The following is a 19,843-nucleotide window of genomic DNA, read 5'->3' as shown; positions in this document are numbered from 1 at the left end:
CCCCCAACCTATCTGTCGCTTGGTACAGACCAACCGGCCCGCTACCCAACCGCCCCTCTCTTTCCTAAGCCGCTCGAAACGCAACCACAGCCAGACGACCACGCCGGAACCCCCACCCCGCGCACCTGACCTGCGCCTACAGCCGGGTACGGCACACGACGCGCTCAGCACCATCCCTGTAACTCCCGCGGCAGGTACACCACACTGGGAAAGTCACCCTTCGGCAGCCAGCCAACAAGCCCAAACGCAAGAAACCCCAACCGAACTTGCCCCAACCCCCTACTCAGGGCCCAACGCCGACGAGCGACTGCAGGGCGGCAGCGGCAGCGAGCAGCGCGCGGGAACGAGCGGCGAGCGCAGCATCCCGAGCAGCGAGCGCAACGTGCACATCGGCAGCATCGTGCGCCCGGCGAAGCTCCGGAAGAACGTTGCGTAACTGCGGGATTCGGTAACCCGCACGCCGCAGCTGGTGAACGATCCGGGCGTCACGGACCTGGCTCGGGGTGTAGCGGCGGGCGGTTCGGTCACGGTCGGGAACGACGAGACCTGCTGCGTCCCAATACCGCAGCGTCGATGCGCGGACGCCCAGTGCACCGGCCAGTTCGGACACCGTCATCGAGTCCGAATCGCGCACGGCCGCAATCGGTTCGGCGGCGATGGCATCGGCGGCCGCCTTGGCGTGCGCGAGTTCGACGCGTTCGGTGTGCAACTGAGCGTGTGCGGCGTCGAGCAGAGCCAGGGCCTCGGCGAAGGAACCGGTGTGCACAGTGCGGAGAACCTGTTTGGCCGCCACCGGCCCCGCGCCCGCGGCGAGCGCACGATAGGCCAGCGCGGCGTGCAGATGCGCTTCGCGATAGACCCGATGCCCCGTCGGGGTGCGCTCGGCGGCCGGCAGCACACCGTCGCGTTCGAGATTGCGGATCTGCTGCACCGAGTACCCCGCCCGTCGGGCGACGTCTACGGTTCGCATGACCTGCGAGTTGAGGTTTTTCACGCAGAACTCCTCGTCACTGCGTCCTAGGTCCACACAAGCAATTGAATGAGACGCTCGAACCTATGACGATAGACGAGATCATCGACCTGCTCACCGGCCTCGACGGCATCCTCGTCCTGGCGCCGGGTCCGGGCGACGGCACCCCGGAGATCGCGTGGGGCGACAAGTTCTTCTACTACTCCCCCGACGGTGTCGTCCCGACCAACACCCAACCGTTCGCCACGGTCGTCACCAAGGACTATCCCGACGATCAGAACTCTCGCCTGAACCGCCCGGACGCTTTCCGCCTCAACATCTCCGCCGGTAAGGACATTTTCACCGAAACCCTCGGCTACCCGCCCCGCGAGGTGCCCGCCGACCTCGACTACAGCCGAACCGACATCTTCCTCCCCCACCCCACCTACGCCGCCGCGGGCTGGCTCTCCGTCGTCGATCCCGCTGCCCGGACCAGCGATTCGGCCCGTCGGTTCCTGCGCGCCGCCTACGACCGCGCACGGTCGCGCTACGAGCGACGCACAGCGGCCGGATAGCTTCCCCGGTCAAGCCGCCGCCGCACCGCCATAACGCAGGACGAAGCGGCGCAGGATCTGTTTGGGTGCGGTGATGGTTTCCTGGTGGCCGAGGCGGGTGAGATAGTCGGCCTCGTCCGGGTCGAAGTAGCCTGCGTGGCGGTATATCTCGATGCGGAGGGCGAGGCCGTCGCCGTCGAGTTCGGGGTGGAACTGGGTGGCGTAGACATTGCGGGCGACGCGGATCATCTGGACCGGGCAGTCGGCGGAACCGGCGAGCAGAACCGCCTCGGGCGGTACCGCCTGGCACGCCTCCTTGTGCCCGACGAAGGCCCGGAAGGTCCGCGGAATCCCTTGCAGAAGTGGGTCTTCGCCGGCCTCGTCGGTCAGTTCGATGGTCTGCGCGCCCGCGGTCTCGCCGTAGTTCTCGGTGCTGACCGTGCCGCCCAGCACATCCGCGAGCACACTGAGTCCGTAGCAGGCCCCGAGGTAGGGGAAGTCACGGCTGACAACCTCGGTGAGCAGCTTCTTCAACGCGGGCTCGAAGCGCCGTTGATAGTCGTACTTTTCGGCGTCGGCATTGCCGACATTGCTGGGTCCGCCGCCGACGATGACCGCGGCGTAGTCGTCGAGGGTGAGGTCGGGCAAGCCCTCCTCCATCCGCACGCGCACCACGTCGCCGGCGTCGAGTTCGCCCGCCCGCAGGATGGCGTGGTACTCGTCATCCGCGGCGGCACGCTCGGGCCGCAGTTGCAGCAGCAGAAAAGGCTTGGGCATGCACCGATTGTGCAAGACCGGTGGCCGGAAGGGAGCCCCCCGGTCGTCGGCGTGTTCGAACCGCGACGCCGACTCCGGCACAACGTCGGGCTCCGATGCCGGGACCGCCGCCGAAAGCGCCGCCGACGGACCACCCGACTGGTAGACATGCCGATATGAGCAGCTACGTTGTGACCGAGCAGCGAGCTCGGATCGGGTATCTCACGCTGAACCGCCCCGATCAGCGGAACCCGTTGTCCGCCAACATGATGGCCGAGCTCACTGCCGCGTTGCGGGAATTCGGCGGGAGCAGCGAGATCGCCGTGGTGGTGATCCGAGCGGCGGGCCGCGCCTTCTGCGCGGGTCACGATCTCGGCGAACTGGTGGACCGTTCGCTCGACGACGAACGCGCCCTCTTCGCCGCCTGTATCGAATTGATGCAGACGATCCAGCAGATCCCGCAGCCGGTGCTCGCGTCCGTGCAAGGACCTGCTGTCGCCGCGGGGTGCCAGCTCGTCGCCACCTGCGATCTCGCCCTCGCCACTCCTGACGCCGTGTTCGGGACCCCCGGGGTTCGGATCGGCCTGTTCTGTTCGACACCGATGGTCGCGGTGAGCCGGGCCATCGGCCGCAAACGGGCGATGCAACTGCTGCTGACCGGCGCCGTGATCGACGCGCCGACCGCTGCGGACTGGGGCTTGATCAACGAGGTGGTCCCCGCCGACGCCCTGGCCGCGCGCACCCACGAACTCGCCGAGTCGATCGCGCAGGCCAGCCCTTCCACGCTGCGCATCGGCAAACAAGCCTTCTACCACCAGATCGACCTGCCGCAACCCCAGGCCTACGAGCAGATGGGCGAGGTGATGGCGACCAATGCCATGACCTGCGACGCGCAGGAGGGCATGCACGCGTTTCTCGAGAAACGCACACCGGTCTGGCGCGGGTATTGAGAGCCGTCGCCGCCGAATGCCGTACCGTGCCCGCTGTCGACAACTGTCAGTTGTGAAAGGACAGCCGGGTGGAACTGGACCTCGGTGCGGTGCGCGCCTTCCTCGCGATCGCTGATCACCAGCATTTCGGCGACGCCGCCGACCAACTGAAACTGACCCAGCAGGCGATCTCCAAGCGCATCGCGAAACTCGAAGCGGGCCTGGGCGCCACACTGCTGCGGCGCACCCGCACCGGCACCGGCTTGACCGAGGTCGGCGCGGCCTTCCTGCCCCAGGCCCGGGCCCTGCTCGCGCTCGCCGACCAGGCCACCGCCGCGGTGCGGGAACGGGAGCGTCCGCTGCGGGTGGACGTGCTCGGAACCCGCCTCGCGGCAACGGAATTGATCAGAGCCTTCCATGCGGCCCACCCCGACTTCGAGATCGACATCATCACCTCCAGCGGGCTGCGCAGCGGATTACCCGCCCTCGCCAACGGCACGATCGATGTCGCGTTCGCCCGCGCGATCGGCCCGCTCGACCCTGTGATCACCCATATTCCCGCCTATTTCGAGCCGCTGCACATCCTTGTCAGCCGCAAGCACCCGCTCGCGACTCGCCGTCAGGTCCGCCTGCGTGAGCTGGCAGAGTCGATCGCCCGCATGCCGAGCAATGTGCCGGGCAGCGAATGGGCCCGGTTCTATGACGATCTCGCCGGGGCTTTCGGCCTCACCATCGATACCACCGGCCCCGATTTCGGCTTGGATCATCTGCTCGACGACATCGCCTGCACCACGGACAGTTACGTGTTCACCGGCGAACGTCTGCGTGCCCCTTGGCATCCGGAGATCGTGCAGCTTCCGGTCGTCGATCCCGCACCCGGCTACCCCCATTCGATGCTGTGGCATCGCGACAACCAGCGCTCCGCGCTGCGGCACCTCGCCGATTACGTCGCGGCCGGGTTCCGGCCCTTCGATCCGCGAACCCAGTGGCTGCCGCCGGCCGAAGCCGGCGGCGGACGCTGGGACGACAACTGATGGTTGTTCCGTAACGCCTGTCGATTGTTTGACGCCCCGCACCCCCTCGGCTCGAATAGGGCGATCCGAACCCGGGTCGCAGCCTTGGAGGGCGTCTGTTGTCTTCGTTCGTTCACCTGCACGTGCACACCGAGTACTCGATGCTCGACGGCGCGGCGAAGATCAAACCGTTGTTCGACGAGGCGGACCGGCTCGGCATGACCGCGGTGGGCATGACCGACCACGGCAACATGTTCGGCGCGGACGAGTTCTACCAGCACGCCACGAAAGTCGGCATCAAACCCGTCATCGGCATCGAGGCCTATGTCGCACCCGGCAGCAGGTTGCACAAGAAGCCCGTGTTCTGGGGACACTCGGGCCAGCGCGGCGCCAACGGGGAGGGCATCGGCGGCGATGTCTCGGGCGGCGGCGCGTACACCCACATGACGATGCTCGCGCGCACCGCGCAGGGCCTGCGCAATCTGTTCGCGTTGTCCTCGCTGGCGAGCATGGAGGGCTACTACCGCAAACCGCGGATGGACCGTGAGCTCATCGCCCGGCACGCCGCCGGGATCATCGCCACGACCGGGTGCCCCTCGGGCGAAGTGCAAACCCGCCTGCGCCTGGGACAGCACGCGGAAGCGATGCAGGCCGCCGCCGACTATCGCGACATCTTCGGCAGGGACAGCTTTTTCGTGGAGTTGATGGATCACGGCCTGCCGATCGAACGATCGGTGCGTGACGGCCTACTGGAGATCAGCCGCAAACTCGACCTGCCACCGCTGGCCACCAATGATTCGCACTACGTGCGCAAGGATCAGGCCGAGGCCCACGCCGCGCTACTCTGCGTACAAGCAGGTAAGACCCTGAACGATCCGACCAGGTTCAAATTCGACGGCAACGGATACCACCTGCGCTCGGCCGAGGAGATGCGCGCCTGCTGGGACGCGCAGGTGCCCGGCGCGGCGGACAACACCGTCGCGATCGCCGAGCGGGTCGAATCCTATGCCGAAGTGTGGCGACACCGGGACCGGATGCCGGTCTACGCACCGCCGCCCGGCCACGATGTGAACTCGTGGTTCCACGCGGAGGTCATGCGCGGTCTGTCCCGGCGGCTACCCGGCGGGGTCACCGAGGAGTACCGGCACCGGGCGGAGTTCGAGATCGGCATCATCGTCGAGAAGGGCTTTCCCGCATACTTCCTGATCACCGCGGATCTGATGGAACACGCACGCGCCGAGGGTATTCGGGTGGGCCCGGGGCGCGGGTCGGCGGCCGGATCGCTGGTGGCGTACGCGATGGGCATCACCAACCTCGATCCGATCGTGCACGGGCTGCTGTTCGAACGGTTCTTGAATCCCGAGCGCATGTCCATGCCCGATATCGACATGGACTTCGACGATCGCCGGCGCGGTGAGATGGTGCGCTACGCGACCGAGAAGTACGGGGCCGACCGCGTGGCGCAGGTGATCACCTTCGGCAAGATCAAAACCAAAGCGGCCATCAAGGATTCGGCGCGCGTGCACTACGGCCAAGCCGGTTTCGCGATCGCGGACCGCATCTCCAAGGCCCTGCCGCCGCCGGTCGCCGCCAAGGATATTCCGCTGTCCGGTATCACCGATCCGGCGCACGAGCGCTACCCGGAGGCAGCGGAGGTGCGCGCGCTGCTCGACACCGATCGCGACGTCGCCACCATCATGGAGACCGCGCGCGGCCTCGAGGGGCTGATCCGCAATGCGGGCGTGCACGCCTGCGCGGTGATCATGTCCGCGGAGCCGCTGTTGCACGTGGTACCGCTGTGGCGGCGCGAGGACGGCGCGATGATCACCGGCTGGGACTACCCGTCCTGCGAAGCCGTCGGCCTGCTCAAGATGGACTTCCTCGGCCTGCGCAACCTCACCGTGATCGGCGACGCGATCGACAACATCCGGGCCAATCGCGGCGAGACGGTCGATCTCGACACACTGGGCACCGACGACGCGAAAACCTATGCGCTGCTGGGCCGCGGCGAGAGCCTGGGCGTGTTCCAGCTCGACGGCGCCGCGATGCGTGATCTGCTGCGGCGGCTGATCCCCACCGGATTCGAGGACATCGTCGCGGTCAACGCGCTGTATCGGCCGGGACCGATGGCGATGAACACGCACAACAACTACGCCGACCGCAAGAACGACCGGCAACAGATTGTGCCGATCCATGCCGAACTCGCCGAGCCGCTGCGCGACATCCTGGCCGAAACCTATGGCCTGGTCGTGTATCAGGAGCAGATCATGCAGATCGCGCAGCGGGTCGCCGGGTTCTCGATGGGCCGCGCGGACGTGCTGCGCCGGGCGATGGGCAAAAAGAGCTCGACGTGCTGGAGAAGGAGTTCGAGGGCTTCCGAGCGGGCATGCGGGACAACGGCTTCTCCGACGAAGCGGTGCAGGCACTGTGGGATACCGTGCTTCCGTTCGCCGGGTACGCGTTCAACAAATCGCACGCGGCAGGCTATGCGCTGGTCGGCTATTGGACGGCCTACCTCAAGGCCAACTATCCCGCCGAATACATGGCGGCACTGCTGACTTCGGTCGCCGACAACAAGGACAAGTCGGCCGTCTATCTGTCCGAGTGCCGTCAGCTCGGCATCAAGGTGCTGGCGCCGGACGTCAACGAGTCCTCGCTGCGGTTCGCCGCGGTCGGCACCGACATCCGGTTCGGGCTCGGCGGCGTCCGCAACGTAGGCGCCAATGTGGTCGACTCGATCATCGAAACCCGCACGCGGAAAGGGAAATACGCCTCATTCGCGGATTTCGTCGAGAAGTCCGAGCTGGTCTGCTGCAACAAGCGCGTGCTGGAGTCGCTGATCAAGGCGGGTGCGTTCGATTCGTTCGGTCACTCGCGCAAGGCGCTCGCCGATGTCCACGAGGACGCGGTGGACGCCGTCACCGGATTGAAACGCCAGCAGGCGATGGGCCAGTTCGATCTGTTCGGCGACGGCGACGCGGAGACCGAATCATCCTCTCCCCTGGCGCATCTGAGTTTCGAGGCAGCGGAATGGCCGCGCGACGAACTGCTCGGGCTGGAACGCGAAATGCTGGGCCTGTATGTCTCGGGCCACCCGCTCGACGGTGCCGATCACCTGTTGCGCAAGCACGCCCCGAAGCCGATCGCGGCGCTGCTCGCCAATCCGCCGCGGGACGGGACCGTCACCATCGCGGGCATGATCTCGGCGCTGGAGCGACGCGTCAACAAGAAGGGCGAGAGCTGGGCGATCGCGGTGATAGAGGACCTCGACGCCGCCGTGGAGGTGCTGTTCTTCCCGAAGAGCTACAGCGTCTTCGCGGCGGAGCTGATGGTGGACGCGGTGGTGGTCGTCGAGGGAAGGGTGAACTGGCGAGAGGACAAACTGGCGCTGTTCGGCGCCCACTTGGCCGCTCTGGACCTGGCACACCTGGACGAGCACCGGCGACAGGCACCCCTGATGCTGGAGATCAACGCCCGCAACACCGATCGCGACAGCGTGCGGGAGTTGAAGTCGGTGCTGCTGGCCCATCCCGGCGGCACGCCGGTGCACCTCGCACTGTGCTATCGGCAGCGGCGGACCATGCTGGCGATCGAGGACTACCCGGTCACCGTCAGCCCGGCGCTGCTCGGTGAGCTACGCGCGGTCCGCGGCGTCAAAGTCCTGACCTGAACCTCGTCGCGCCGGCGGATCGGCGCGACGAGGTTCGACCAGCGGTCCGGGATCTTCCCCTGAGCGGCGGCGTCGGCCATTCTCAGTCAGTTGAGACATCCGACGTTCGAACCCGTCCGGGGGTGGCGTGAACACGAGAAATGGTCACCGGCGGCTCCGGTCGACGCAGAGCGCCGGATGGCATGTGGCGCAAGATGATTCGGTAACCGAGGCACCGGTTCCGCAGATCACCGTGGTGCTGGCCGACCAGCATGCCGTGGTCCGGGCGGGCCTGCGCTCGATGCTGGCCGCGGTCGCCGAATTCACCATTGTCGGGGAGGCCGCGACGGTCAGCGAACTGACCCGGCAGGCCCTGCGGGAGCGACCGGACGTCGTGGTGCTCGGCCTGCTGTTGTCGCAGGAGCGGACCCACCGGGTGATCACCGATATCCTGCGCACCTGTCCGGGACTGGCGGTGCTGGTGTTCGGCATGGACGAGGACGACGACGCCGTGCGGGCCGCGATCAAGGCGGGCGCGCGCGGTTATGTCGACAAGTCGAGCACCGCGGAGGGCATCGTCCGGGCGGTGGCCGGCGCGGCCGCCGGATGGGCGGTGTTCAGCCCGGGTAGCGCCGAGGCGCTGGCGCGGATCACCGGGCAGCCGGCCGCGGTGGAGGTCGTCGCGTTCGCCGACCTCACCGTCCGCGAACGCGAGGTGCTGGAGCTGGTCGCGGCGGGCCTGTCCAACGCGGCGATCGCGGGACGGCTGCATCTGGCCTCCAAGACGGTGAGCAACTATCTCTCGGCGATCTTTCTCAAGCTCGGGGTGTGCGATCGCGCGAACGCGATCCTGCGGGCGCGCGAGGCCGGCTTCGGGGTCGCGCTCAGCTGAGCGCGACCGGTGCGTGCCGCAGGCTTTCCCTGGTGCGCCACAGCAATCCGAGCACCCGCTGCTCCGGCGGATGCCCGCAGCCGAGCAGCCTGTTGCAGTGCATGTGCACGAAACTGCGGACCAGCTCCGGCCGCGACCTGGTGAGTTCGCCTCGGGCCGCGAGCAGCTCGAGCCGGGATGCCGCCGCCTCCAGCAGAATTCGGCGACGATCCAGTATCTCCGCGACAGCGGCACCCCCGCTCTGACTCGCCAGCCAACTGCGATCGCCGAGCAGTGACCTGAATGTCGAATTCTGCCTGCGGTATTCGTCCGCAGTGGCGCGCCGCTCGAGCACACCGTTCCGGTACAGGTCGATCCGCTCGGCCTCGGTCAAGCCGAACGCGGTGACCAAGTCGTCCACCGTTACCATCCCCAGTAGCGTGCGGTCCAGCGTGACAATGCGCCGATCGACCAGCGCGAGCAACTCCAGCACCGCCGCGCTGTCGGCGGCGAACAGGTCCTCGGCCACCGCGGTCCCCGCCGGACCGCCGTACCGTTCCACCTCCTGGTCGTAGGTGTCCACCGACACTCTGCGACAGAACCCGTCGGCGACCAATCGCGCCCCCCAGCGCAACAGCGCGGGCGCCAGCCGATCGGTCAGCCGGTCCGGGTCGCCGTGCCAGCGGATCCGCAGGTGTGGGTCCGGGTCGGTATAGCGCAGGAAGAACCAGTTGTCGGCCGAACCGTCCGCGACGGCCTGCGCACAGAAGGACCGGATCTGCTGCGCGAGCAGATCCTCTTCGAACGTCGGCACGTGATAGAGCTTCGCGAACAGCCAATCGCTGCCCGGCGGCCGCAACCGCGCCGCCGAAGCGGCCGACGGAGCCGAACACGCTTGCACGCGAACGGGTTCGGGTTCGACGGCGGTGCGCACCAGCGGCACCACCAGCTCACTGAGGTAGTGCCCATCGGGGCCGGGCAGCCACGCGTGCCCGGGACCGGGTAGCGCTTCCTCCAGGTACAGGTTGCCGCCGGGCGTGCGCCGGGCCTCGTCCCGGATCTGTTCGACTTGATCCGGGGCGTCCAGGTCGAGCAGCAGACGATGGTCTGCCATCGCGAGATACAGCTGACGCGGCGGCTGCCAGCGCTGCCGCCACGCGGTGAAGGCGGCCGCGAACGAGGCCGCCGACTTCGGCGCCAGGTCGGCGGCGGGCAAGCGCCACCGCGCCGGCGCCAGCACGACCCGGCCGGCCTGCACCCGCGGCAGGAACGGGAACCCGGTCGCCGGGCCCCAATCGAAGGTCATCGGCACCGGCCTGCCGTCCCGGTTGATCTCGTCGAGAAACCGCACCACCGCGGGCGCCACCTGCGCGTTGAGCATGTGCCCGGCACAGGTGAGGACCTCCTGTCCGGTGCGCGGCCAGCGCACCACGAATCGGCCGTCCCGCAGCCCGACCACCAACTCGGACAACGGAATCACCCGCTCCGCCCGCGCGCCGGGCGTGGTGTCGAAGGGCAACTCCCACTCGCGGGCCAGCGGTCGAATCGTGACGTTCGCCAGCCGGCCGGGTCGCGGCAGATAGCTGACCTCGGCCCACAACCGCCCGGGTCGGCACTGCGCTTCCGCCGCCGCAGCCTCGTGCAACGCCTGTTCGGCCGACGGTCCGATCAGGTCGGCGAAGCGGCCGAGCACCCGGCCCGCCGTCGAGGCCCCGAGGTTGGGACCGACCACCACCTGGAACTCGCCCGCGTCCACCGCCGTCGCCGAATCCGCGACCACAAACAGCGAAAGATCGAGCGAGGCAGGCGCTTTCGTCAGGTCAGCCGACTGTAGTTCGAGCTTCGCGATGGTCGCATCATCGAGTTCGACGACGGACTTGCGCTCTCTGATCGCGTCGAGCGCCAGATCGGTCAGCGCGCGGTGCCGCACCTGCCGGCGCTCGTCGTCGGCCCCGCCCTTATCGGCCTTGCGCGGTGCGCCCAGTCCGATCTCGGGGTCGAGCAGTTCGAGCAGCCCCACCTCCCGGTCCGGACCGTACCGGTCGGTGAAAGCCGCTCGGTAACTGTCCAACTCGGCCGTTCCGGTCGGCCAGGAACTCAACCGGATCGTGAGTTCGGCCGCCCGGACAGCCTCGGCCGCGACCGCCGCATGCACCTGTCGCCCGGTGAACGGTCTGCTCATGTCGGTTTGGAACGGTCCTTTCGGCGTCGCCACCGCATGCACCGAGTGCGCCAGGTCCAGCAGCTTCGGGTACCCGGCGGCGGCCTGATCGTGGTCGAGCCGATCCCAGTCGCCGAGTTGTTCGAGCAGCTCGCCGAGGGCGGTCGCGGCCGCGCCGGCCGCGGGTATCTCCGCGAGGCGGCGGGCGACATAGCCTGCCGGATCGGCCGCGGTGACCGGCGGCCGCAGGTCCGTGAGCAAGAGGGTCTGTTCGCACAGCTGGTCCAGTAGACCGCGTACTCGGTCGGCACTCGCATCGAGTTCTCCGGCCAGCTCCTCCACGAGATCGCAATAACGCGTAGGGGTCCGCGCGCGCTCCAGCGCCCGGCGCACCGGCGTGGTGGCGCGCAACGACATCGCGCGCCCCGATTCGGCGGCCTCCCCGATGGGGGTGCGCTCGCTGAGAAACACCCGATCCGCCTGCACGAAGGCGGCCGGGTTGGTGCACAGGCGCAGCTGCGCGCGGATCTCGTCGCGTTGCTCCAGCGTCTGCACGAAGTCGAGCAGCCAACCCATGTCCGGCCTGGTCCGCAGCACGGCCGGTGCGTCGGCGAGCTCGAGGTCGGTGGCCGGACCCCAGCCCGCGAGACCGACCCCGGCGAACATGCCGAACGGCGTGGGCCGACTGGACATCCGGATCAGATACCGCTGGAGCTTCCCGGCCAGGCGCTGCCGCGCGCGACCGTCGGCGCAGGGACGTTCCAAGGCCCGCAGCAACTCCCCGCCGCCCACCGCGAGCGCCCGCTGGACCCGGGGATCGACGGGCACCAGCGTGCCGGGGGCGGTGCGAGCGGGCCAGTCGGCCGCCGGGTCGGCACCGAGCGCGAGGTACTCCCCGAGGGGCAGCAGCGGGGTGCGGACCACCAGCCAGTCCAGTGGCCGGTACATGTTCGAGCCGGTCGTCGCCATCTCATCTCCTCACGCCAGCAACAGCATTCGATCCCAGTCCGGCGCTTCGCCGGTGCTCGCCGCGAGCAGAGCGAGCGCGATCCCCGCGGCGCCGTCGAGCAGGCCGGGCCGATCCGCGGGCAGCTCGCGGGCACAACGGAAGCCGAATCGGTGTGCCGGGTCGTACCCCGCGAGCAGCCGGTCGGTCAGTTCGACTGCGGCACGGCCGAATCGCGAGTCGCCCGTGTCGTGCGCGAAGCGCAGCGTGATCTGGAGCAGACCCGCGACGCCGTGACAGAGGCCGAGTGCCGGGTCCGTCTCAGCCGTCGCGGCGAACCGGCTCGATGCCGCGACCATCGTCTCGACGGCGAGGGACCGCAGCTGCCCGTCGTCGATCGCGTTGCCCGCCAACCAGAGTGCGCGGGCGACGCCGGGCCCGCCGTAACACCACGCATTGCGCGGTCGCGTCCCGACCGCGCTGGTACCCGGCAGCGGGATACCGGTCGGCCAGTTGGGTCCGTGCGCGTCATCGGCGCGGTGCGCGGCCAGCCAGTGCCCGACCACCGCGATCGCTTCCCGCTGTCCGGCCACGGAAACGCCCGACAGCTCGGCCAGCGACAGCAGCGCCAACGGCCCCGGCACGCCGTGGGCGAGACCGCAGTTCAGCACGCCTCCGGGAAACGACTCTGCCATGGGGGTTCTCGGCGCGATGCTCCAGGCCGGAGTGTGCCAGTTGGGCAGGTCGGTCTCCCAGCGGCACACCGCGACCAGACCGGTCAGCGCCGCCCGCAGTGCGGCGGGACAGGCGTTGCGCCGCAACAGGTATGCGCCGGTGCCGGTGATACCGGAGACGAGATCGAACGACTCGAACGGCAGGCCGTGCCGGGCGTGCGCCAGCACCGCCGCACGACTCGTCGCGTCACGCACGATGCCGCGGTCCAGCTCGGCGAGCAGGCGCTGATAGCGAGTGCCGTCGCGGGACATCAGCAGTGCGCCGAACGCCAAACCGGTCAGCCCGTCGAACATGCCCGGCCGCCGGACGTCGGCGTGCTCCAGCTCGCGCACGGCCAGCGTGAGGCATCGGTGAGCGGCGCGATCCCATTCGCCGCCGTCGAATCGGCTCAACAGCACCGCGCATCCGGCGGCACCGGATGCTCCGTCGCGGAGCAGGCCCGGCCGATCCGGCAGCGGCGGCAAACTCTCCGGCGCAGCGAGGCGGTGCGCGACCGCGCGCGCGACCGCGACCGCCTGTCCCGCCGTCGCAGCGGGCAGCACGCTCCCCCACGTCATCGTCGAGGCCCGGCTCAAGACAGCAGCAGGGTTCGGTCCCACGTCGGTGGGAGATCGGTGGCGGCGGCCAGCAGTGCGAGCGCGACGCCCGCCGCCCCGTCCAACAGCCCGGGATCGTCTGCGGTGTGGCCGTTCTCGGCGATCGAGACATAGCCGAACCGGCGCTCGGGCTGAAACATCGAGAGCAGTTGAGCGGTCAAGACGGGCACCGCGGCGACACAGGCCGGATCGCCGGTGTCGGCGGCGAAACGCACAGTGATCTGCAACAGACCGGCGACGCCGTGGCACAGGCCGGGCGACCCGTCGATCCGTCGCGCGTCCGGCGTGCGGCGGTACACCGCGCGCATGGTGGCGACCGCCAGCTCGCCGAGCTGCGGATCGGCCAGCGCCGCGCCCGCCGACCACAGCGCTCGTGCGACGCCCGGACTGCCGTAACACCACGCGTTGTGCGTGGGGCCGTAGGCAGTCGGCGCCGTGCCGGTCGAATCGGGCAGCGCCACCCCGGTCGGCCAGTTCGGTCCCCACGCGTCGTCGCGGCGCTGCGCGACCAACCAGTGCGCCACCCGTGCGATCGCCGCGCGCTGGCCGGGGACCGCGATACCCGCCGACGCGGCCAGCGCCAACACCGCCAACGGGCCCGGGACACCGTGCGCCAGACCGCAATTGAACACACCGGTGGGATAGGCCCGCGCCATCGGGCTGTTCGGTACCATCGCGGCGGGCAGGGTATGCCAGTTCGGGACACCGTCGATGGTGCCGCACAAAGCTGTCAGCCCAGCCAGCACCTCGCACAGCGCGTCATCGACCCGCGGCCGCCCCGTACGACGCAGCAGATAGGCTCCGGCGCCGGCCAATCCGGCGATTACATCGAACGCCGCCGAGGGCAGCCCGGTGGGTTGCGCGACGATCGTCGCGCCGAGCTCGGCCGCCGCCCGGGCGATCACCTCGTCCAGATCATCGAGCAGTCGTCGATAGCGGGTGCCGTCGCGGGACAACGCGTCAGCGGCGAAAGCCACCTCGCACAACCCGCCGAACAGGCCGAGCCGTCCGCGCTCGGCCCGTTCGGCGGTGCGCGCGGCAGCGGTCAGGCAGGCATGCGAATGCACCGCCCAACCGTGGTCCGGCCCCAGCCGGTCCAACTGGTCGAACAACACGGCGCACCCCGCGCTGCCCGACTCCGGCGTCGATGCCGTATCCCGCAGCCGTTTCCCGACTTCCACGGATATCGCGATCGCCGATGCGGCCAGGTCGGCGGGCAACAGGCTGCGCCACGACCGCCCGGCCGGGTGGAGTTCATCGACGATCACCGACGCACGGTCCGCGTTCATTCCGGCGGTTCCTCTCAGTACTCGAAATCGACACCGGGCAGCGGACAACACCCGCTGCGGTCCGTCGGGCAGTGCACCGTAGACATCTCGTCTCCTCGATGTCAGCAGTAGTCCGTGCACCGCGGGCCGTGGTGCGTCGGACAGGTCGTACCGCAGGTCGGGCAGTGCGAATCGCTGCACCACTCGGCGTCGGTTGTCTTCGTCACCATTCCCGGCTCGACCACGCGAGTGGGGTCGCCGATGCGGATGTCGAGATCGAAATCGTCAACTGGTGCGGACATGGTTCCTTCTTTCAGCAAGTCCGTTCGGTGGTCTTGCACATCGGGTAACTACTGCAGTCGTCGGAAGGACAGGCCCCTTCCGCCGTGCGCATCACCATCGGCGAAGCGTGCGGCATCGGTGCCGGTACCTCGCCGAGGCGGATATCGAGATCGAATTCGTCTACCGGAGCGCTCATCTGGCTTCCTTTCGCGTCGGCCGAGTACCGCCGTGGAATACACCTCTCCCACCGTGCGGCACGGGCATCCCTGGGCGACAGAGCAGGCGACCCCGGCGATCCGGGACGATTTCCCGATCTTTCCCGGCCGCGACCTCTGCCGGTCGGGAGCACCGGCGGACGAACCTGGATCGATGGTGCGACTACGGGGCGACGCGGCGAACACGGAGAACCGCATGGGCACAACCGAATCCGCGGCCGCCCCGCTGGTCGGCGTGGACGAGCTGAGCACACCGAGCTGGATGACGGTGGACAAGCAGGTGGCCGAGGCCGGGCTGGGGCGCACGCTGCTCGCCTTGCCCGCGGGCGCCCGCGTGGTGATCGGCCTGGCCTGGCAGGCTTCCCGGCGCTGGACGCTGCTCACGGCGGTGCTCGCGGTGGCGAGCGGCGCTGCGACCGCGTTCGGGTTGCTGGCCACCGCCGATGTCCTGACCACCTTGCTCGCGCAGGGACCGGCGTCGCATCGGGTGTTGTCGGCGCTGCCCGCGATCGGCGCGGTCGTCGCCGCGCTCTCGGCCCGCGCGCTCATCGAAAGCGGCACCGCCACAGCCGAAGCCCTGCTGAAGCCACGGGTCGAACAGCGCGCGCGGGACCGGGCGCACACCGCCATCGCCGGCGTCGACTTGATCGCCTTCGAGGACAGCGAGTACGCCGACCTCGTCCGTCAGGGACTGCAACGCGGTACGGGCAGCATCGCCCGCTGCGTAGAGGCGATCACCGATGTGTCCGGTGCGCTCGTCCACGTGTGCGCGGCAGTGGGCACGGCCGCGGTGCTGCACCCCGCGCTCGCACCGCTCGTCCTGCTGGCCGTGCTGCCCGATGTGTGGGCCTCGGCCCGCGCCGCGAAACTCTCCTATCAGTCGTATGTGCGCCTGGTCACCCGGCATCTACGCACGGCGCTCGCGAGCGAGTTGCTCTCCGATCGGGAGACCGCCGCCGAACTGCGCGCGTGCACGGCGGGCCCCGCCCTGCTCGGCGAGTATCGCCGGATCAGCACCCAGATCACCGCGGAGACCAGCCGGGTCGAACTGGCGAAGGCGCGGGTGCGGTTGGCCGGGCGCGCGATCGCCGGTCTCGGCACCGGCGCCGCCTACGGTGTACTCGGACTGCTGCTCTATCTCGACGCATTGCCCCTGGCGTTGGCCGGCACCGCGGTCGTCGCGATGCGGATGGCCACCACCGCCCTGTCGCAGACCATGATCGGCGTGAACAGCCTTTACGAGAACATCCTCTACCTCGATTTCTATTCGAATCTGCTGGAACAGACGCAGCTGCGCACGCGGCCCGCCTCGCACCGCACCGCCCCGGCCGACCCACACGAAATCACGCTCCACGCGGTCTCGTTCACCTACCCGGGCCAGGACGAACCCGCGTTGCGGACGGTGGACCTGTCTGTCCGGCGCGGCGAAGTCGTCGCCTTGGTCGGCGAGAACGGCTCGGGCAAAAGCACTTTGGCGCGACTGATCACCGGCCTGTACCTGCCGACGACCGGCCGGGTGTGCTGGGACGGCGTCGACCTCGCCACCGTCGACGAGCAGTCGATCTACCGCAATGTCGCGGTGGTCATGCAGGATCCGGCGCGCTGGCCGATGAGCGCGCGGGACAACATCCGCATCGGGCGGATCGAGCGCGCCGATCCGGCGGCGGCGTTGCGCGAGGCGGCACGCAAGTCCGGCGCGGACGCGGTGATCGATGAATTGCCCTCGGGCGAGGCGACCGTCCTTTCCCGGCGCTTTGCCACGGGCCGGGATCTTTCCGGCGGCCAGTGGCAGCGAATCAGTGTGGCCCGCGGGCTGTTTCGCGACGCGCCGGTGCTGGTGGCGGACGAGCCGACGGCGGCCATGGACGCGCGCGCCGAGCACGCGGTGTTCGAGTCCCTGCAGGAACTCAGCCGCGGCAACGGACGGGGGCCGGGCAACCGCACCACCATCCTGATCACGCACCGCCTGGCCAATATCCGGCACGCCGACAAAATCGTCGTGCTCGACCACGGCCGGGTCACCGAGGTGGGGACGCACTGCGAACTCATGGCCGCGGACGGCGGCTACGCGCAGCTGTTCGCCCTGCAAGCCGCCGCCTACCAGCTGGAACCGAGCACGCAGGCGGGGTAGTCGTTCCCCCCGCGAAGCACCTGGGGCCGTGCTAGCTTCAGCACGTGTCTGTATTCAGTCGCCGTACCCCGTTGATTTCGGTGGCCGCACTGGGACTTGTCGCGGCGCTCACCGCATCCGCCTGCAGCTCGGATTCCGATTCCGCCGCGAAGAACGAGGCGAGCTCTTCGTCGAGCGCGACGACGCAGGACAATACGAAGCTCTTCCACGAGATCTACAAACAGTTGGTGGAGACGGATACCTCGCATTCCACCGGCAGCACGACCGTGGCCGCCGACGCGGTGAAGCGGCGGCTGCTCGACGCCGGATTCGCCGAGTCCGATATCCAGATCTTCGAGCCGGTCGCCCGCAAGGGCAACCTGGTGCTCCGTTTCACCGGTACCGGCCAGCGCAAACCACTGCTGCTGCTCGGGCACCTCGACGTGGTCGAGGCCAAGCGCGAGGACGGCTGGACCACCGACCCGTACAAGCTCACCGAGGTGGACGGCTTCTACGCGGCCCGCGGCTCGATCGATGACAAAGCCATGGTCTCGGCGCTGGTCTCCGGCCTGGTGCAGCTGAAGCGCGAGGGGTTCAAGCCGAACCGGGATATCGTGCTCGCGCTCACCGCGGACGAAGAGGCCGGTAAAGACAACGGCGCGAAATGGCTGATGGAGAACAAAGCCGACCTGATGAGCGCCGAATACGGGCTCAACGAGGGCGGCCGGGCCTTGCTCGTCGACGGCAAACCCACCCTGCAAGGCGTGCAGGTTGCCGAAAAGACCTATGTGACCTATCAGGTCGAGGCCAAGGAGAACGGCGGGCACAGTTCGGTGCCGACGCCGGACAACGCCATCTACACCCTCGGCGCCGCGCTGAATCGCCTTGCCGCCTATCGCTTCCCGGCCTCGCTCAGCGACGCGACCCGGGACAACTTCGGCGCGCTGGCCGCCAGTCGCAGCGGACCGGAAGCCGAGGACATGCGCGCGGTCGCCGCGGGCAACCCGAGTCCGGAGGCGATCGAACGGCTTTCGGCCCTACCCGAGTACAACGCCCAGCTGCGGACCACCTGTGTGGCGACCATGCTCACCGCGGGCGAGGCGGAGAACGCCTTGCCGCAGAAGGCCAAAGCGACGGTCAATTGCCGAATTCTCCCGCAGGACAATCCCGACGACGTCGACAAGCAGTTGCGTGCGGCGTTCGCCGACGGCGGCAAGCTGACCATCACCCGCAATCTCGATCCGGCGGGCGGCATCTCGCCGATCAACGGTGACGTACTCGCCGCGGTCACGTCGCTGACCAAGGAACTGTTCCCCACCGCGGCCGTCAGCTCCTTCATGTCCACCGGCGCGACCGACAGCAAATACGCGCGGAGCAAAGGCATCCCGATGTACGGGGTGAGCGGCCTGTTCATGGTGCCCGCCGACGCCGGGCGGATTCACGGCATCAACGAACGCGCACCGATCGCCGGGCTCGAAGCCAGCCGTGAGTTCCTCTATCGCCTGGTGAAAAAGCTCGCTCAGTAGCTTCGACCGACAGCGTCATCGCATGCTCGCCATCGCAGGACCGGCGATCGCCGCCGATTCGCTCTGGACCTTTCCGGTCGCCGTCCTGCTGATGTTCTTGCTGGACGCGATGTTTCGTGCGTTCCTGCCGGAAGTCGCGACACCGCTCGGGTATCGCACCGAAGAAACCTGGTCGACCCGGACGATGCTGCTCAGCTCGGCGGGACATGCGGTGCTGGCCGTGGCTCTCGCAGGCATCGTCGCGGTCAGCGGCGTCGGCGACCTGCCCGGCGCCGCGGTGCTCGGCGCGGTACTCGGCCTGATCGCCGGGGTGCCGGTCGCGGTCTTCCTCGGGCGGGAAGCCGGCGTGCCCCGGACCATCGCCGCGCTGCACGGCACGCACTGGATGCTGAAGCTGTTCATCGGCACCTACGCGGTGGCCGACGGCGTGCTACAGGCGCTGCACTAGCTGCGGACTCGCGTGCTGCGGCCCTGAATTTTCCCGTACCACCTAGGGATCGGCCGCCGGTGCGGGAATCTTTTTCAGGGTCTGTGCGGCCGCAGCCCACGGCGCCAGCTGGGCCTTCCGTGCGCCGCGCGCGGGAACGTCCGCGCCACTCCGGGTTTCGGTCAGGGGTGAGCTCCGGGTTGCACCCCTACCACCGCAGTATCAGCCGGGAATGGCGCTGCGGTGGGATTCGGGCGGGGCCGTTCGGTTCCTACCTTCGAGGCATGGGCAACGTGGAAAACGATTCTCTCGCTGGCGAAGTCATGGGTCAGGCCGCCCCGAAGCGGTGGCGTCGCGGTATGGCCGCGTCGGTGGCCGCGCTCGCCGCACTCGGGTTGGCCGGGGCCGCGGCGGGCAGCGCGGTAGCCGCGCCCGCCACGGCATGCCTGTGGGCCGGGACGGGTTACGCACAAGGTATGGAGGTGACGGCCGGCGGCCGGATCTTCACCTGCGCGGCCGATCGCGGGGCGCCGGTCTGGGTGCGCGGCGCGGTGACCGGTGCGCCGAGCACCGTCGCGAATCCCGGTGCGCGCACCCGCCCCGCCGGTACGTTCAGCCGCGGTGCGCAGCAACCGGGCACCGAATACAACGACTACTGCGTAGGCAGTCAGCTGATCGACGGTAGCGAGGCGGTGTATCAGGTAGTCGCGGACGCGGCGGGCGCGCTGCGCTGGCAAGCTGCCGGGCCGATCACCCAGTGGGTGTTCGCCCCCGGCACCGGTCCGGTGCCGACCACCCGCTCGGCCAGCCTCTGCCCGGCCGAGCCGGTGCTCTGGCCGCCGAACTAAGCTCCTGC

At 69.0% G+C, this 19,843-nt stretch carries 15 protein-coding genes and 1 pseudogene; 9 read left to right on the top strand and 7 right to left on the bottom strand.

Annotated elements, in window-relative coordinates:
• Window positions 1-283: 283 nt before the first annotated feature.
• On the bottom strand, window positions 284-994 hold the full coding sequence (locus tag NBRGI_RS05410; RefSeq protein ID WP_036557587.1) for a MerR family transcriptional regulator: 711 nt from the start codon (window positions 992-994) through the stop codon (window positions 284-286).
• 62 nt (window positions 995-1,056) lie between these two features.
• On the opposite strand from NBRGI_RS05410, the gene NBRGI_RS05405 reads away from it, so the two are divergent.
• Window positions 1,057-1,524 (top strand): DUF6194 family protein, encoded by a 468-nt coding sequence (locus NBRGI_RS05405; protein ID WP_029893135.1) that lies wholly within the window; start codon window positions 1,057-1,059, stop codon window positions 1,522-1,524.
• Window positions 1,525-1,533: 9 nt separating this feature from the next.
• Here NBRGI_RS05405 and NBRGI_RS05400 read toward each other — a convergent pair whose 3' ends face one another.
• A complete protein-coding gene (locus NBRGI_RS05400; protein ID WP_029893134.1) occupies window positions 1,534-2,280 on the bottom strand; it encodes a glutamine amidotransferase in 747 nt (248 codons plus the stop codon).
• A 155-nt stretch (window positions 2,281-2,435) separates the two neighbouring features.
• Here NBRGI_RS05400 and NBRGI_RS05395 point away from each other — a divergent pair, with 155 nt between their 5' ends.
• The 4 genes and pseudogenes from NBRGI_RS05395 to NBRGI_RS05380 all read left to right on the top strand — a co-directional run bounded on the left by NBRGI_RS05395 (window position 2,436) and on the right by NBRGI_RS05380 (window position 8,742).
• Window positions 2,436-3,209, top strand: coding sequence for an enoyl-CoA hydratase (locus NBRGI_RS05395; RefSeq protein WP_029893133.1), 774 nt, complete (start codon window positions 2,436-2,438; stop codon window positions 3,207-3,209).
• A gap of 68 nt (window positions 3,210-3,277) precedes the next feature.
• Window positions 3,278-4,222, top strand: coding sequence for a LysR family transcriptional regulator (locus tag NBRGI_RS05390; protein ID WP_029893132.1), 945 nt, complete (start codon window positions 3,278-3,280; stop codon window positions 4,220-4,222).
• Between the two features lie 140 nt (window positions 4,223-4,362).
• Window positions 4,363-7,871 (top strand): annotated as a pseudogene (gene dnaE, locus NBRGI_RS43435) (DNA polymerase III subunit alpha).
• Between the two features lie 184 nt (window positions 7,872-8,055).
• Window positions 8,056-8,742: a response regulator transcription factor gene (locus tag NBRGI_RS05380; RefSeq protein WP_051727517.1), complete on the top strand. Its 687-nt coding sequence runs from the start codon at window positions 8,056-8,058 to the stop codon at window positions 8,740-8,742.
• Here NBRGI_RS05380 and NBRGI_RS05375 read toward each other — a convergent pair.
• The 5 genes from NBRGI_RS05375 to NBRGI_RS47995 all read right to left on the bottom strand — a co-directional run bounded on the left by NBRGI_RS05375 (window position 8,735) and on the right by NBRGI_RS47995 (window position 14,905).
• A complete protein-coding gene (locus NBRGI_RS05375) occupies window positions 8,735-11,851 on the bottom strand; it encodes a lantibiotic dehydratase (RefSeq protein ID WP_029893130.1) in 3,117 nt (1,038 codons plus the stop codon). The genes NBRGI_RS05380 and NBRGI_RS05375 overlap by 8 nt on opposite strands.
• A gap of 9 nt (window positions 11,852-11,860) precedes the next feature.
• A complete protein-coding gene (locus tag NBRGI_RS05370) occupies window positions 11,861-13,120 on the bottom strand; it encodes a lanthionine synthetase C family protein (RefSeq protein WP_081877933.1) in 1,260 nt (419 codons plus the stop codon).
• Between the two features lie 14 nt (window positions 13,121-13,134).
• Window positions 13,135-14,448 carry a lanthionine synthetase C family protein gene (locus NBRGI_RS44965; protein ID WP_051727515.1) on the bottom strand — a complete coding sequence of 438 codons (1,314 nt, stop codon included), beginning with the start codon at window positions 14,446-14,448 and terminating at the stop codon, window positions 13,135-13,137.
• Between the two features lie 101 nt (window positions 14,449-14,549).
• The gene (locus NBRGI_RS05360; protein ID WP_029893127.1) at window positions 14,550-14,729 is read right to left on the bottom strand and encodes an FDLD family class I lanthipeptide; all 180 of its coding nucleotides are present in this window, start codon (window positions 14,727-14,729) and stop codon (window positions 14,550-14,552) included.
• Window positions 14,730-14,740: 11 nt separating this feature from the next.
• On the bottom strand, window positions 14,741-14,905 hold the full coding sequence (locus NBRGI_RS47995; protein ID WP_158439781.1) for a hypothetical protein: 165 nt from the start codon (window positions 14,903-14,905) through the stop codon (window positions 14,741-14,743).
• Between the two features lie 215 nt (window positions 14,906-15,120).
• Between NBRGI_RS47995 and NBRGI_RS05350 the strand changes: the two genes are divergently transcribed.
• The 4 genes from NBRGI_RS05350 to NBRGI_RS05335 all read left to right on the top strand — a co-directional run bounded on the left by NBRGI_RS05350 (window position 15,121) and on the right by NBRGI_RS05335 (window position 19,835).
• The gene (locus tag NBRGI_RS05350; RefSeq protein WP_029893126.1) at window positions 15,121-17,055 is read left to right on the top strand and encodes an ABC transporter ATP-binding protein; all 1,935 of its coding nucleotides are present in this window, start codon (window positions 15,121-15,123) and stop codon (window positions 17,053-17,055) included.
• A 44-nt stretch (window positions 17,056-17,099) separates the two neighbouring features.
• A complete protein-coding gene (locus NBRGI_RS05345; protein ID WP_235210862.1) occupies window positions 17,100-18,560 on the top strand; it encodes a M20/M25/M40 family metallo-hydrolase in 1,461 nt (486 codons plus the stop codon).
• 22 nt (window positions 18,561-18,582) lie between these two features.
• Window positions 18,583-19,008: a hypothetical protein gene (locus NBRGI_RS05340; RefSeq protein WP_029893124.1), complete on the top strand. Its 426-nt coding sequence runs from the start codon at window positions 18,583-18,585 to the stop codon at window positions 19,006-19,008.
• Between the two features lie 263 nt (window positions 19,009-19,271).
• Entirely contained in the window at window positions 19,272-19,835 is a 564-nt protein-coding gene (locus NBRGI_RS05335; RefSeq protein ID WP_029893123.1) for a hypothetical protein, read from the top strand.
• Window positions 19,836-19,843: the final 8 nt, after the last annotated feature.

Origin of the sequence: Nocardia brasiliensis IFM 10847 (assembly GCF_000710915.1) — a bacterium.
In the GTDB taxonomy this organism is placed as follows: Bacteria; Actinomycetota; Actinomycetes; order Mycobacteriales; family Mycobacteriaceae; genus Nocardia; species Nocardia brasiliensis_A.
Note: the sequence above shows the minus strand (reverse complement) of the source record. Positions and strands in the feature narration are given on the sequence as shown.

Bases quoted from the DNA above. Each gene is read 5' to 3' on its own strand.
- NBRGI_RS05400 (WP_029893134.1), bottom strand. From the start codon at position 2,280: ATGCCCAAGCCTTTTCTGCTGCTGCAACTGCGGCCCGAGCGTGCCGCC.
- NBRGI_RS05405 (WP_029893135.1), top strand. From the start codon at position 1,057: ATGACGATAGACGAGATCATCGACCTGCTCACCGGCCTCGACGGCATC.
- NBRGI_RS05350 (WP_029893126.1), top strand. From the start codon at position 15,121: ATGGGCACAACCGAATCCGCGGCCGCCCCGCTGGTCGGCGTGGACGAG.
- NBRGI_RS05375 (WP_029893130.1), bottom strand. From the start codon at position 11,851: ATGGCGACGACCGGCTCGAACATGTACCGGCCACTGGACTGGCTGGTG.
- NBRGI_RS44965 (WP_051727515.1), bottom strand. From the start codon at position 14,448: ATGAACGCGGACCGTGCGTCGGTGATCGTCGATGAACTCCACCCGGCC.
- NBRGI_RS05335 (WP_029893123.1), top strand. From the start codon at position 19,272: ATGGGCAACGTGGAAAACGATTCTCTCGCTGGCGAAGTCATGGGTCAG.
- NBRGI_RS05395 (WP_029893133.1), top strand. From the start codon at position 2,436: ATGAGCAGCTACGTTGTGACCGAGCAGCGAGCTCGGATCGGGTATCTC.
- NBRGI_RS05340 (WP_029893124.1), top strand. From the start codon at position 18,583: ATGCTCGCCATCGCAGGACCGGCGATCGCCGCCGATTCGCTCTGGACC.
- NBRGI_RS05370 (WP_081877933.1), bottom strand. From the start codon at position 13,120: ATGACGTGGGGGAGCGTGCTGCCCGCTGCGACGGCGGGACAGGCGGTC.
- NBRGI_RS05360 (WP_029893127.1), bottom strand. From the start codon at position 14,729: ATGTCCGCACCAGTTGACGATTTCGATCTCGACATCCGCATCGGCGAC.
- NBRGI_RS47995 (WP_158439781.1), bottom strand. From the start codon at position 14,905: ATGAGCGCTCCGGTAGACGAATTCGATCTCGATATCCGCCTCGGCGAG.